Origin of the sequence: Sphingomonas sp. OV641, assembly GCF_900109205.1 — a bacterium.
GTDB lineage: Bacteria > Pseudomonadota > Alphaproteobacteria > Sphingomonadales > Sphingomonadaceae > Sphingomonas.
Genome location: NZ_FNZB01000003.1, coordinates 305185 through 319972 on the forward strand (window position 1 = coordinate 305185; position 14788 = coordinate 319972).

Annotated in this window: 8 protein-coding genes; 5 read left to right on the forward strand and 3 right to left on the reverse strand. The window is 64.9% G+C overall.

Annotated features, from left to right (window positions below; genetic code table 11):
- Positions 1-197: 197 nt before the first annotated feature.
- The 5 genes from BMX36_RS15425 (at position 198) to BMX36_RS15445 (ending at position 4666) form a co-directional block, all read left to right on the forward strand.
- Positions 198-1406, forward strand: a complete 1209-nt coding sequence (locus BMX36_RS15425; protein ID WP_093067033.1) for a trans-sulfuration enzyme family protein — start codon at positions 198-200, stop codon at positions 1404-1406.
- Positions 1403-1801 carry a Co2+/Mg2+ efflux protein ApaG gene (gene apaG, locus BMX36_RS15430; protein ID WP_093066805.1) on the forward strand — a complete coding sequence of 133 codons (399 nt, stop codon included), beginning with the start codon at positions 1403-1405 and terminating at the stop codon, positions 1799-1801. Before BMX36_RS15425 ends, apaG begins: the two co-directional genes overlap by 4 nt.
- A gap of 108 nt (positions 1802-1909) precedes the next feature.
- Positions 1910-2701 carry a LysR family transcriptional regulator gene (locus tag BMX36_RS15435; RefSeq protein ID WP_066782043.1) on the forward strand — a complete coding sequence of 264 codons (792 nt, stop codon included), beginning with the start codon at positions 1910-1912 and terminating at the stop codon, positions 2699-2701.
- 7 nt (positions 2702-2708) lie between these two features.
- Complete coding sequence (locus BMX36_RS15440; protein ID WP_231731958.1) at positions 2709-3260, forward strand: GNAT family N-acetyltransferase; 552 nt, start codon at positions 2709-2711, stop codon at positions 3258-3260.
- A gap of 32 nt (positions 3261-3292) precedes the next feature.
- Positions 3293-4666: a chloride channel protein gene (locus BMX36_RS15445; protein WP_256210839.1), complete on the forward strand. Its 1374-nt coding sequence runs from the start codon at positions 3293-3295 to the stop codon at positions 4664-4666.
- Here BMX36_RS15445 and BMX36_RS22385 read toward each other — a convergent pair.
- From BMX36_RS22385 to rpoB, 3 genes are all read right to left on the reverse strand, one after another.
- A complete protein-coding gene (locus BMX36_RS22385) occupies positions 4655-5752 on the reverse strand; it encodes a methyl-accepting chemotaxis protein (protein WP_143058583.1) in 1098 nt (365 codons plus the stop codon). The two genes, BMX36_RS15445 and BMX36_RS22385, sit on opposite strands and share 12 nt — an antisense overlap.
- Positions 5753-5966: 214 nt before the next feature.
- Positions 5967-10247, reverse strand: a complete 4281-nt coding sequence (gene rpoC, locus BMX36_RS15455) for a DNA-directed RNA polymerase subunit beta' (RefSeq protein WP_093066809.1) — start codon at positions 10245-10247, stop codon at positions 5967-5969.
- 132 nt (positions 10248-10379) lie between these two features.
- Positions 10380-14534, reverse strand: coding sequence for a DNA-directed RNA polymerase subunit beta (gene rpoB / locus BMX36_RS15460; RefSeq protein ID WP_093066811.1), 4155 nt, complete (start codon positions 14532-14534; stop codon positions 10380-10382).
- Between the last annotated feature and the right edge of the window lie 254 nt (positions 14535-14788).

Here is a 14788-nt window from a genome sequence, read left to right on the forward strand (position 1 = left end):
CCTGCCGGCGATAGCTGGCGCATCTGCGAAGTCACGCGCGCTTGCACGACCGGGCAGTTCCGCCGCTGTTGGGGATAGCAGCCTGGCCGTGGCGCGGAGTGAGGCAGCAGCGTCGCACGGGCAAAGTGTCGGCCGGCCGTTGCACGTTGCGGCGGACAGCCTTGAAAGCCGGCGACGATTGGCCGAAAGCGGGCGGCATGAAACGCCGTACCGGACAGGACCGCTCCATCACCGACACGTGGCGCCCCGCCACACGCATGATCCGCGGCGGGACCGCGCGCAGCGAATATGGGGAGACATCCGAAGCGATCTTCCTCACGTCCGGCTACAGCTATGACTGCGCGGGCGATGCCGCCGCCCGCTTCGCCGGCGAGCAGGAGGGAATGACCTATTCCCGGCTCCAGAACCCGACAGTGGAGATGCTGGAGCATCGCATCGCCATATTGGAGGGCGCCGAGGCGTGCCGCACCATGGCGAGCGGCATGGCTGCCATGACGGCGGTGCTGCTGAGCCAGCTCCAGGCAGGTGATCATGTGGTCGCCGGCCGCGCAGCCTTTGGGTCATGCCGCTGGCTGGTGGACACCCTGCTCCCCAAGTTCGGCATCACCAGCACCGTTGTCGACGCGCGCGATCCGCAGCAATTCGAAGATGCCATCCGACCGGAAACAAAGGTGTTCTTCTTCGAGACACCGGCCAACCCGACGATGGATGTGGTGGACCTGAAGGCCGTGTGCGGCATTGCGCGTGACCACGGCATCACCAGCGTGGTCGACAATGCCTTCGCCACCCCGGCGTTGCAGCGGCCGATGGAATTCGGTGCTGACGTCACCGCTTATTCCGCCACCAAGATGATGGATGGGCAAGGCCGCGTGCTGGCTGGCGCCGTGTGCGGCACCAAGGATTTCATCGACAATACGCTGCTGCCGTTCACGCGGAATACCGGGCCGACATTGTCGCCGTTCAATGCGTGGGTCGTATTGAAGGGGTTGGAAACGCTGGATCTTCGCATTCAGCGCCAGTCGGAAAATGCGCTAAAGGTCGCGACCTTCCTGGAAGGGAGGGTGCCGAAGGTGTTGTACCCGGGACTGCCCAGCCATCCACAGCACAATCTGGCCATGAGCCAGATGGACGCGGCCGGCCCGATCTTCGCCATGGTGCTGGATGGCGGGCGCAAGCAGGCGCACGGACTGCTCGATGCGCTGGAGCTGATCGATATTTCGAACAACATCGGCGACTCCCGATCTTTGATGACTCATCCTGCCTCCACCACCCACAATTCGGTTGCGCCGGACAAGCGCGAGGAAATGGGCGTGACCGAAGGCATGCTTCGCCTGAACGTCGGGCTTGAGGACCCGCAGGATCTGATTGAGGATCTTGACCGGGCATTGAGGCAGGTCGGTTTGTGAAGGCGTTCTTCCCCTCGTCAGAAACGACGCGGGGGGTCACCGTGCGCGTGTCCGTCAGCTACTTGCCCGAACAGTCCGAGCCGACGCGGGGGCGCTGGTTCTGGGCCTATCACATCCGGCTGGAGAATGACGGGGATCAGGCCGTTCAGTTGCTGACCCGGCACTGGATTATCACCGACGGCCGCGGCGCGCGCCATTCGGTGGAAGGCGAGGGCGTCGTGGGCGAGCAACCGTTGATCGCGCCCGGCGCCAGCTATGATTATGTGTCAGGCTGCCCGCTGGCGACGCCGTCGGGATCCATGCAGGGCAGCTATCGCATGATCGGCGAGGACGGATCTTTGTTCGACGTTGCCATTCCGAAGTTCACGCTGATCGCGCCCGCCGTTGCGGGGTAATTCGCCGCTGCCGCTTGCGGGCGGGATGCGGGGAAGGCATGTCGCGCGCATGGTGATAAGCCTTCGACCCGAGATTGTTTGCCTGACGCCGCACCAGGGCGTGGCGCGGTGAAGCGTACGCACCTTCCGCTGAACGGCCTGCGCGTGCTGGATGCCGCCGCGCGCCATCTGTCGTTCACCCGCGCGGCCGACGAACTGGCGGTGACGCCGGCGGCAGTGGGCCAGCAGATCCGCGCGCTGGAAGATACGCTGGGGGTGGTGTTGTTTCGGCGCACGACCAAGGGGCTGGAGCTGACCCCCGAAGGCGAGGCCGGTCTCTCAGCGCTGCGCCATGGCTTTCTCCAGTTCGAGGAAGCCGTGCGGGCGATGCAGGCTGGCCAGTCCTCCAAATCGCTGACCATCGCCGCGCCGCGCGATCTGACGGAGAAGTGGCTGCTTCCGCGTCTGGCCGAAATCGCCCGTGCGGATGGCGACCTGCGTTTCGTGCTGGTCGCTGCCGATGCACCGCCCGACTTTACGGAGGCCAACCTCGACCTGGCTGTGACCTGGGGCGACGGGCCCGGCGTTCACGAGGGCGAGGCGATCGAGAGCGAGGGCATGGTGACGATCGAGCGCGCTGGCGGCGGGGCGGAGGCGGTTATCGCCTGGCCCGGCAGCGGCAGCGAGGACGGCGGCGCGCTGATCCGGGTGGGCGATGCCGGGCTGGCGCTTGATGCCGCCGCGCAAGGCCTGGGCCGGGCGACCGTGCCCGAACTGCTCGCGGCACGCGACCTTGCCGAGGGCCGCGTGACGGCCGTGGGGGAGCCGCGGCCGTCTCGGCTCGGCTATTGGCTGGTCGCGCCGCTGCCGCAATGGCGCCAGCAGAAGGTGCAGGCGCTGGTCGAGGCACTCGCCGGTTGACCCGGGCGTGAGGGCCGAACCCTTTTCGAGCGATCGCCTGACCATGCGGATGCCGACGCTCGCCGATGCGCCGGCGCTGCACGAAGCATATTGCGATCCGGAGGTGATGCGCTTCTGGTCGAGCCCGCCGCACGGATCGATGCAGGAGACGATTGCCTATGTGACGCCCCACGCCAACGATCAATGGCGCCAGTGGGTGATCGTGGACAAGACGAACGGCAGGGCGATCGGCACGCTGGCCGCGGGCGAGCGGCGCCGCGGCGTGATGGAGATCGGCTATCTCCTTTCCGCTGCTGCTTCCGGGCGAGGTCTTGGTCGCGAGGCGGTCAGCGCGCTGATCGATCAGCTGTTTGCCGAGGGGGCCCGGCGGGTTTTCGCCGACACCGATCCCGAAAACGCACGGTCAATCGCGCTGCTGCTGCGCCTGGGCTTTCAGCGCGAGGCCCTGCTGCGCGCGGAATGGGAGACCCATCTGGGCGTGCGGGACAGCGTGATCTGGGGCTTGCTGCGGGACGAATGGCAGTCTTCTTCTTCGCGGCGGATAGCAACGCGGGGGTGATCCGGCCGGCGCGATCGGCGTAAGGAAGGCGCGTGACCGACGATCCGATACCTGCCCGCACCCGCCGACCCTGGACCCCGAGGCGCGTGCGCGCACTGCTTCGCTCGAGCGGACCGACATCAATCCTGTTCCGTCGGCGTATCGCGGTGATCACGGGCGCGGTGGTGATCGGCGTGGTGGCCGTTTTGTTCGCCAAGGCATCCGACGAAATGGGGCTGGTGTTCGAGCGCTTCGTGCGGCGCTGGCCCTGGGCACCGCTTGTCACGACGCCGCTGGGGTTCATGGCATTGGTGTGGATCACGCGCCGCTGGGCACCTCTGGCTCGAGGATCCGGCATTCCGCAGGTGATGGCGGCGCGCAACGATCCGGCAGGGGCCGCACGCGGGCTGATCGCTGTGCGCACGGTGCTCGCCAAGGCGCTGCTGACCATGGGCGCCGTGCTGTGCGGGGCCAGCGTGGGGCGTGAGGGGCCGACGGTGCAGCTTGCGGCGGCTGTGATGAACCTCAGCCATCGCCTGACGCGGGTGGCGTTGCGCAGCACGGTGGTGATCGCGGGCGGCGCGGCGGGTGTTGCGGCGGCGTTCAACACGCCGCTCGCGGGCGTGCTGTTCGCCATCGAGGAGCTGGCCGCCCGCTACGAGCAGCGCATGACGCTGATGGTGCTGTCCTCCATCGTGATCGCCGGCATGGTGGCACAGAGCCTCGCGGGCGATTACGTCTATTTCGGCGTGATCGGAGCGCATATGCCAATCGCAAGCGCGCTGGTGGTAGTGCCCATCGCGGGCGTGGGCGGCGGACTGGCGGGCGGATTGTTCGCGCGCGCGATGCTTGCCCTGGCGGACGGGCGCCACCGGGTGACCCGCTGGAGCAAGGCACGACCGGTGGTGTTCGCCGGGCTGTGCGGTCTGGTAGTCGCCGGGCTTGGTGTAGCGACCGGGCTGACCTGGGGCACCGGTTATGGCGCAGCGCGGGCGATGATCACCGGAGCCGATGCCCCTTTGTGGTTCGGCCCCGCGAAGTTCCTAGCGACACTAGCCACCGCAGTCGCAGGGCTGCCCGGTGGCATCTTCGCGCCGAGCCTCGCGGTCGGAGCGGGATTCGGAAATCTCCTGCATGCGCTGTTCCCAGGCGACTCGGTGCAGGCCGTAGTGATCCTGGGCATGGTGGCCTATTTCACCGGCGTGGTTCGCGCGCCGCTGACCGCCGTGATCATTCTGTCCGAAACGACAGCGAGCCGTGGCCTGATGCTGCCGATGTTCGCGGCGGCGTTCCTGGCTGACGGGGCGAGCCGGGCAGTGTGCCGCGAGAAGCTGTACCATGGCCTGTCGCGGACATTCGTCGCGAGCAAGCCCGAGCGTTCAGCGACGAGCGTGGAGCGGCAACCGGCAGAAACCTCAGGCCGCTAGCTGGTCCCGCGCGGGGCTTGCGATGGCAGATCGCGATTTTGCCCGGTCGCTCATCATCCCCGCCGCCCTTTCGGTGGCAAGGCGCGTTTCAGCGGAGAGCTTCTTCACCTCCTGCGCGACGACGGCGAAACCGCGACCTGCGTCTCCCGCGCGTGCCGCCTCGATCGCAGCATTGAGCGCCAGGAGGTTCGTCTGCGAGGCGATGTTGTTGATGGTGGAAACGATCGCCGCCATCTGCTCGAGCGTGACCTGTAGCTCGACGCCGCGCGCTTCGAGCTCGCAGCGGATGCGTTCGCAATCGGCCAGCCGCGACATCACTTCCTGTTCGAGGCTCATCTCCCGCGTGATGTCGCTCGCGATCTTGACGATCTTGCGCGGGCGACCGTCGGCGTCGAGGATCGGATTGTAAGTAGCCTGGATCCATACCTCGCGCCCGGCACGATCGCGGCGCCTATACCGGCCCGCGTCGAACTCACCGCGGCCGAGACGCTCCCAGAACTGACGATAGTCGGACGACTGCACCAGTTCGGCGTCGCAGAGCATATTGTGGTGTCGCCCGACGAGATCGGCCGCGCGATAGCCGAAGATGGCGAGGAAATTGTCGTTGGCGGTAAGGATGGTGCCGTTGAGCGCGAATTCGATCGTCGCCTGACTGCGGTCAATCGCGTCAATCTTGCCGTTGGTCTCTGCGGTGCGCAGCTTGGCCTCGGTCACATCCGCGGCGATTTTCAGCACACGCCGCGGACGGCCTTCACCATCGAAGACCGGATTGTAGGTGGCCTGAAGCCACACCTCGCGCTCGTTCTTGCCGCGGCGCTTGTATTCGCCGGTGTCGAACTCGCCCCGGCCCAGCTTGGCCCAGAATGCTTTGTAGGATGGGGAGGCGGAATAATCGTCGGCGCAGAATATGCGGTGATGCTGGCCAACGATCTCGTGCAGGGCGTAGCCGGTCGCCGACAGGAACAGATCATTGGCCCAGATGATCGTGCCGTCCAGTTCGAATTCAATCACCGCTTGCGACCGGCACACGGCTTGCCAGGCGGATTGGCTGTCATTGCTACTGATGATCTTCGACAGCTCAGACACCGTTACTTCCCCGATCCACCTGCAAATTATGTAGTGCAATGGTAAAGGACTGGTGTTCCGACGCGCCTGATCAAGATCAATGCTCGGCTACGTGCAACAGCAATGATGCAAGTTACGTAGAAATAGAACGCGATATGACTTCAGTGTTGCTGCCAACAAAAAGCCCCGCCGGATTGCGCCGGCGGGGCTGATTGCATCAGGCTGATCCGAAAGATCAGTCGTTCAAATACTCGCCAGCGGCCTCGTCGCTGCCGTCGCCCGAGGGAACGACGGTGGCGAGCGGGTCGCTGCCGGTGCCGACGTCCTCACGCGGGCTGCGAGCGTTCTCTGCCGCGCGCAGCTCGTCCGCGCTCGACGGAGCGACCAGCATCGCATCGGCCAGCTTCTTCTGCTGGGCACGAAGCGCCGCGTCGCGCGAGGAGGCTGCCACGCGCAGGCGGTTCATGCCGGCGCCGGTGCCCGCCGGGATGAGCCGGCCGACGATGACGTTCTCCTTGAGGCCCATCAGCGTGTCCTGCTTACCCTGAACCGCCGCCTCGGTGAGGACGCGGGTGGTCTCCTGGAACGACGCGGCCGAGATGAACGACCGGGTCTGCAGCGACGCCTTGGTGATGCCCAGCAGGATGGGCTTGCCCTGCGCCGGAGCCTCGTTCTTGCCGAGCTTGGCGTTGACCTCGTCCATCTCCGCACGGTCCACCTGCTCGCCAGGTAGCAGGGTGGTGTCGCCGGCCTCGGTGATCTCGACCTTCTGCAGCATCTGACGAACGATCGTCTCGATGTGCTTGTCGTTGATCTTCACGCCCTGCAGTCGATAGACCTCCTGGATTTCCGACACGAGATATTCCGCCAGCGGCTCGATGCCGAGCACCTCGAGAATGTCGTGCGGATCCGGGCTGCCGCCGATCAGGTTGTCGCCACGTTTGACGTAGTCGCCTTCCTGAACGTCGATCACCTTGGACTTCGGGATGAGGTATTCCACCACCTCGCCGCCGTCCTCGGGCTGGATGCCGATCTTGCGCTTCGCCTTATAGTCCTTGCCGAACACCACGCGGCCAGAGACCTTGGCGATGATCGCATTTTCCTTCGGCTTGCGGGCCTCGAACAGCTCGGCAACGCGCGGCAGACCACCGGTAATGTCGCGGGTCTTGGCGGACTCGCGAGCGACACGGGCGACCACGTCACCGGCATAGACAGTGGCATTGTCGTCGACCGAGAGCACCGCACCCGGCGCCAGCATGTAGCGGGCAGCCTCACCCGAGCCCTCGTCGAGCAGGGTGATGCGGGGACGCAGATCCTCCTTGGTGCGCGCCGCTGCACGATATTCGGTGACGACGCGCTGGGCGATGCCCGTCGCTTCGTCGACCTGCTCGGTCAGCGTCTTGCCCTCGATGAGGTCCTGATACTTCACGGTGCCGCCGGTTTCCGTGATCACCGGCATGGTGAACGGATCCCACTCAGCAATGCGATCGCCAGCGCTGATGATGTGCCCATCGTCGCACAGCACGTTCGCGCCGTACGGGATCTTGTGCACCGCCAGCTCGCGGCCGTCCATGTCGACGATCGCGACTTCGCCCGAGCGGCTGAGCACCACGCGGCGACCACGCTGGTCGACGATGATGCGCAGATCGCGATACTCGACGGTGCCGTCGACCGGCGCCTCAAGGTTCGACTGCTCGTTGAGCTGCGCCGCGCCGCCGATGTGGAAGGTACGCATCGTCAGCTGCGTGCCCGGCTCACCGATCGACTGTGCCGCGATGACACCGACGGCTTCGCCGATGTTCACCGGGGTACCGCGGGCGAGATCACGCCCGTAGCACTTGCCGCAGACGCCGATCTTGCTTTCGCAGACCAGCGGCGAGCGGATCTTGACCGCCTGAGTGCCAACCGCCTCGATCTTCGCCACCATCGGCTCATCGAGCAGGGTGCCGTGCGGGATCACGATCTCGCCCGACTTGCTGTCGATGATGTCCTCGGCCGTGGTGCGACCCAGAATACGCTCGCCAAGCGACGCGATAACCGAGCCGCCCTGAACGATCGCCTTCATCTCCAGCGCGCGCTCGGTGCCGCAATCGTCCTCGACGATGACGCAATCCTGCGACACGTCGACGAGACGGCGGGTGAGGTAACCCGAGTTCGCGGTCTTCAACGCCGTATCCGCAAGGCCCTTGCGGGCGCCGTGCGTGGAGTTGAAGTATTCAAGGACGGTCAGGCCTTCCTTGAAGTTCGAGATGATCGGCGTCTCGATGATCTCGCCCGACGGCTTGGCCATCAGGCCGCGCATACCGGCGAGCTGCTTGATCTGCGCCTGCGAACCACGCGCACCGGAGTGTGCCATCATGTAGATCGAGTTGATCGGCTTCTCACGGCCGGTCTCCTCGTCGATGCGAACGGCCTTGATCTCGTTCATCATCGAGTTCGCCACCTGATCACCGCAACGGCTCCAGGCGTCGATCACCTTGTTGTACTTCTCCTGCTGCGTGATCAGGCCGTCCTGATACTGCTGCTCGAAGTCCTTCACCTGCTCGCGCGTTTCGTCGACCAGCTTGGTCTTGTCCGGCGCAATGATCATGTCGTCCTTGCCGAAGGAGATGCCGGCGCGGAACGCGTGACGGAAGCCCAGCGCCATGATGGCGTCGGCGAACAGCACCGTCTCCTTCTGACCGGTATGACGATAGACCTCGTCGATGACGTCGGTGACGTCCTTCTTGGTCAGCAGGCGGTTGACGGTTTCGAACGGTACCTTGTGGCTCTTCGGCAGGCACTCGCCGAGCAGCATGCGGCCTGGGGTGGTTTCGTAGCGCTTCAGATACTCGTTACCGTCCTCGTCCGTCTGCGGAACGCGGCTGATGATCTTGGTGTGCAGCGTCACCGCCTGTGCATTCAGCGCCTGGTGCACCTCCTGCATGTCGGCCAGCAGCATGCCTTCGCCAGGCTCGTTCTGCTTCTCCATCGAGAGATAGTAGAGACCGAGCACCATGTCCTGCGACGGCACGATGATCGGCTTGCCGTTGGCGGGCGACAGGATGTTGTTGGTCGACATCATCAGGACGCGCGCTTCCAGCTGTGCCTCAAGGCTCAGCGGGACGTGCACGGCCATCTGGTCACCGTCGAAGTCGGCGTTGAAGGCCGAGCAGACCAGCGGGTGGAGCTGGATCGCCTTGCCTTCGATCAGCACCGGCTCGAACGCCTGAATGCCGAGGCGGTGAAGCGTCGGCGCGCGGTTCAGCAGAACCGGGTGCTCGCGGATCACCTCGTCCAGGATGTCCCAGACTTCCTTGCGCTCCTTCTCGACCCACTTCTTCGCCTGCTTCAGGGTCATGGACAGACCCTTGGCGTCGAGGCGGGCGTAGATGAACGGCTTGAACAGCTCGAGCGCCATCTTCTTGGGCAGGCCGCACTGGTGCAGCTTAAGCTCCGGACCGGTCACGATGACCGAGCGGCCGGAATAGTCGACGCGCTTGCCGAGCAGGTTCTGACGGAAGCGGCCCTGCTTGCCCTTCAGCATGTCGGACAGCGACTTCAGCGGACGCTTGTTGGCGCCCGTGATCGTGCGGCCGCGGCGGCCGTTGTCGAACAGCGCGTCGACCGCTTCCTGCAGCATGCGCTTTTCGTTGCGGACGATGATGTCCGGCGCACGCAGCTCCATGAGGCGCTTGAGGCGATTGTTGCGGTTGATCACGCGGCGATAAAGATCGTTCAGATCCGACGTCGCGAAGCGGCCGCCGTCCAGCGGCACCAGCGGGCGCAGCTCGGGCGGGATGACCGGCACGACCTCGAGGATCATCCACTCCGGACGGTTGCCCGATTCCAGGAAGCTTTCGACGACCTTGAGGCGCTTAATGATCTTCTTGGGCTTCAGCTCCGACTTGGTCGTCGCAAGCTCTTCAAGCAGCGCGACCTTCTCGCCCTCGAGATCGAGGCTTTCGAGCATGATGCGAACGGCTTCCGCGCCGATGCCGGCCGAGAAGGCGTCCTCGCCATATTCGTCCTGCGCCTCGAGCAGCTCATCCTCGGTGAGCAGCTGATACTTTTCGAGCGGGGTGAGGCCCGGCTCGATCACGATGTACGCCTCGAAGTACAGCACGCGCTCGAGCTGCTTGAGCTGCATGTCGAGCAGCAGGCCGATGCGCGACGGCAGCGACTTCAGAAACCAGATGTGCGCAACCGGGGCGGCGAGCTCGATATGGCCCATGCGCTCGCGGCGGACCTTCGAGACGGTAACCTCGACGCCGCACTTCTCGCAGACGATGCCCTTGTACTTCATGCGCTTGTACTTGCCGCACAGGCATTCGTAATCCTTGATCGGACCGAAGATGCGCGCGCAGAACAGGCCGTCACGCTCGGGCTTGAACGTGCGATAGTTGATCGTCTCGGGCTTCTTGATCTCGCCGAACGACCACGAACGGATGCGGTCAGGCGACGCGATGCCGATCTGGATCTGGTCGAAGGTCTCCGGCTTGGCGACCGGGTTCGCGAAATTGGTCAGTTCGTTCATTTTCCAGCCTCTTTCTCCCTCTCCCCGCAGGCGGGGAGAGGGCAGGGGAGAGGGGGAGTCAGGGGCGCCGCTCTAGACTGCCCCTCTCCCCGACCCTCTCCCCACAAATGGGGAGAGGGAGATTGCTTGTGCTTACTCCGCCGCCTCGGCGAGGTCGCCATCGTCGGCTTCCTCGTGGCTCTTCAGCTCGACGTTGAGACCCAGCGAGCGCATTTCCTTGACGAGCACGTTGAAGCTCTCCGGAATGCCGGCCTCGAACGTGTCGTCGCCCTTGACGATCGCCTCATAGACCTTGGTGCGGCCGACCACGTCGTCGGACTTCACCGTCAGCATTTCCTGGAGCGTGTACGCAGCACCGTAAGCCTGCAGCGCCCAGACCTCCATTTCACCGAAGCGCTGGCCGCCGAACTGCGCCTTACCGCCCAGCGGCTGCTGGGTGACGAGGCTGTACGGCCCGATCGAACGCGCGTGGATCTTGTCGTCCACAAGGTGGTGCAGCTTGAGCATGTAGATGATGCCCACCGTCACCTTGCGATCGAACTGATCGCCGGTGCGCCCGTCGAACAGATCCGACTGACCCGACGGATCGAGACCCGCCAGCTCCAGCATGTTGGCGACGTCCTGCTCCACCGCGCCGTCGAACACCGGGGTGCCCATCGGAATGCCAGGCTTCAGGTTGTTCGCCAGCTCAATGATGCCGGTGGCGTCGCGCGCCTCGATCTCGTCGGCATAATGCTCGCCGTAGATCGTCTTGAGGCGATCCTTGACCGCTTCGGGCATTGCGCCCGCGGCGGCATCCGGATTGGCCTCGCGCCACTCCTCAAGCTGCTGCGCCACCTGCTGGCCCAGGCCGCGGGCGGCCCAGCCGAGGTGAGTCTCGAAGATCTGCCCGACGTTCATGCGCGACGGCACGCCCAGCGGGTTCAGCACGAGATCGACCGGCGTTCCGTCGGCGAGGAACGGCATGTCCTCCACCGGCAGGATGCGGCTGATGACGCCCTTGTTGCCGTGGCGGCCGGCCATCTTGTCACCCGGCTGCAGCTTGCGCTTCACCGCGACGAAGACCTTGACCATCTTGAGCACGCCCGGCGGCAGCTCGTCGCCCCGCTCCAGCTTCTCGCGACGGTCCTCGAACTTCTCCTTGATGAGCTTCGCGGCCTCGTCATACTGCGCCTTGACCGCTTCCAGATCCGACTGGACCTGATCGTCGGCGACGGCGAACTTCCACCATTCATGGCGGTCGACGCTGTCGAGCGCATCCTGGTCGATCACGGCACCCTTCTTGGGGCCGCCCTTCGGCACCGCCGTGGCGGTCTGACCGATCAGCATTTCGCGAAGGCGGCTCCAGGTCGCCCGATTGAGGATCGTGCGCTCGTCGTCCGAGTCCTTCTTCAGGCGCTCGATCTCTTCGCGCTCGATCGCCATCGCGCGCTCGTCCTTGTCGATGCCGTGACGATTGAAGACGCGCACGTCCACGATCGTGCCGGCAACGCCCGGCGGCAGGCGCAGCGAGGTGTCGCGCACGTCGCTGGCCTTTTCACCGAAGATGGCGCGCAGCAGCTTCTCTTCCGGCGTCATCGGGCTTTCACCCTTGGGCGTGATCTTGCCCACCAGGATGTCGCCCGGCTCGACCTCGGCACCCACGTACACGATGCCCGCCTCGTCGAGGTTGCGCAGGGCTTCCTCACCGACGTTGGGGATGTCGCGCGTGATGTCCTCCGGCCCGAGCTTGGTGTCGCGGGCCATCACCTCGAACTCGTCGATGTGGATCGACGTGAACACGTCGTCCTTCACGATCCGCTCGGAGATGAGGATCGAGTCCTCGTAGTTGTAGCCGTTCCACGGCATGAACGCGACGAGCGCGTTGCGGCCGAGCGCCAGCTCGCCGAACTCCGTCGACGGACCGTCGGCGAGGATGTCACCGGCGTTGACCACGTCGCCCACCTTCACCAGCGGACGCTGGTTGATGCAGGTCGACTGGTTCGAACGTTGGAACTTCATCAGCGTGTAGATGTCGACGCCAGACTTGCCCGCATCGACCTGACCGGTCGCGCGGATCACGATGCGGCTTGCATCGACCTGGTCGACGATGCCGGCGCGGCGGGCCGAGATGGCGGCGCCGGAGTCGCGCGCGACCGTCTCTTCCATGCCGGTGCCGACGAAGGGCGCTTCCGCCTTCACCAGCGGCACGGCCTGACGCTGCATGTTCGAGCCCATCAGCGCGCGGTTCGCGTCGTCGTTCTCCAGGAACGGAATCAGCGAGGCGGCGACAGACACGAGCTGCTTGGGCGACACGTCCATCAGCGTGATCGTCTCGGGCAGCGCCATCAGGAACTCGCCCGCCTGACGCGCCGAGATCAGCTCCTCAGTGAACCGGCCGTCTCCGTCGAGCTCGGCGTTCGCCTGCGCGACGGTGTGCTTCTGCTCCTCCATGGCGGAGAGGTACACGACCTCGCCCGTCACCTTGCCGTCCACCACGCGGCGGTACGGCGTCTCGATGAAGCCATACTTGTTGACCCGCGCGAAGGTCGACAGCGAGTTGATCAGACCGATGTTCGGGCCTTCCGGCGTCTCGATCGGGCAGATACGGCCATAGTGGGTCGGGTGAACGTCACGGACTTCGAAGCCGGCGCGTTCACGGGTCAGACCGCCCGGCCCGAGCGCCGAAACGCGGCGCTTGTGCGTCACTTCGGAGAGCGGGTTGGTCTGATCCATGAACTGCGACAGCTGCGACGAACCGAAGAACTCGCGCACCGCGGCCACCGCCGGCTTCGCGTTGATCAGGTCGTTCGGCATGACGGTGGACACGTCCACCGAGCTCATGCGCTCCTTCACCGCGCGCTCCATGCGGAGTAGGCCGACGCGATACTGGTTCTCGAGCAGCTCGCCCACCGAGCGGACGCGACGGTTGCCGAGATTGTCGATGTCGTCGATCTCGCCCTTGCCGTCCTTCAGGTCGACCAGGGTCTTCACGACCGCAAGGATGTCTTCGGTGCGCAGCGTCGTCACCGTGTCCTCGGCATCGAGGTCGAGACGCATGTTGAGCTTGACGCGACCGACGGCCGAGAGGTCGTAGCGATCCGGATCGAAGAACAGACCGGCGAACAGCGACTCCGCCGTCTCCAGCGTCGGCGGCTCGCCGGGGCGCATCACGCGATAGATGTCGGACAGTGCCTGCTCGCGCTCTTCGGCCTTGTCGGCCTTGAGCGTGTTGCGGATCCACGGACCGGTGGTGACATGGTCAATGTCGAGCAGCTCGATACGGTCGATGCCCGCACGATCCAGCTTCTCGAGGTTGTCCGGGCCGATCTCGTCACCAGCCTCGACGTAAATCTCGCCGGTGCCCTCGTTGATGAGGTCGTAAGCCGAATAGCGGCCGTAGATTTCCTCGGTCGGAATGAGCAGGTCGGTGAGGCCGTCCTTGGCCGCCTTGTTGGCGGCGCGCGGGGTCACCTTGGTGCCCGCGGGGAACACCACTTCGCCCGAATTGGCGTCAATCAGATCGAAAGTGGGCTTCACGCCGCGCCAATTCTCGGCCGCGAACGGAATGCGCCAGCCACCTTCGCCACGCACATAGGTGACGCGGTTGTAGAAGTGGTTGAGGATTTCCTCGCTGTTGAGGCCAAGCGCGTAGAGCAGCGCCGTGACCGGCAGCTTGCGCTTGCGGTCGATACGGACGTTGACGATGTCCTTGGCATCGAACTCGAAGTCGAGCCACGAGCCACGGTACGGGATCACGCGGGCGGCGAAGAGATACTTGCCCGACGCGTGCGTCTTGCCGCGATCGTGATCGAACAGCACGCCCGGCGAACGGTGCATCTGGCTGACGATCACGCGCTCGGTGCCGTTGATGAAGAACGTGCCGTTCTCCGTCATCAGCGGCATGTCGCCCATGTAGACGTCCTGCTCCTTAATATCGAGCACCGAGCGGGTTTCCGTATCGGGATCCACCTCGAACACGATCAGGCGCAGCGTGACGCGCATCGGCGCGGCATAGGTGATGCCACGCTGGCGGCACTCCTCAACGTCGAACTTGGGCGGTTCGAGCTCGTAGTTCACGAAGTCCAGCTCCGCCGTGCCGGCGAAGTCGCGGATCGGGAACACGCTGCGCAGCGTCTTCTCGAGACCCGAAACATAGCCGATCGACGGATCGGACCGCAGGAACTGTTCGTAGCTTTCGCGCTGCACCTCGATGAGGTTCGGCATCTGCACCACTTCGTGGATGTTGCCGAAGACCTTGCGGATACGGCGCTTTGCGGTGCCGCCTTCGATCGCCTTGGTTGCCATGTAGCTGTCTGCCTTGGTCTAATTCGTCCGGGCGCAGGACAAGACGCCAAAAGGCCGCTCGTTCTGTATCGAGGATACAAACGGCAGCCTTGAAGCGTCTTATGAAACCACTGACTTCCATCCGTTCGACACGGTGCGCGAGGCCATGTCATTTCCCGAAGCTGTGGTGATCGGCCGGATATAGGCCCGGTGTTGGAGATCGTCAACCAGCGGGGCAATGCCGATGCTGTTGATTGTCGAGCCGCAAGGCGCGT

Bases quoted from the DNA above. Each gene is read 5' to 3' on its own strand.
- BMX36_RS15425 (WP_093067033.1), top strand. From the start codon at position 198: ATGAAACGCCGTACCGGACAGGACCGCTCCATCACCGACACGTGGCGC.
- rpoC (WP_093066809.1), bottom strand. From the start codon at position 10,247: ATGAACGAACTGACCAATTTCGCGAACCCGGTCGCCAAGCCGGAGACC.
- rpoB (WP_093066811.1), bottom strand. From the start codon at position 14,534: ATGGCAACCAAGGCGATCGAAGGCGGCACCGCAAAGCGCCGTATCCGC.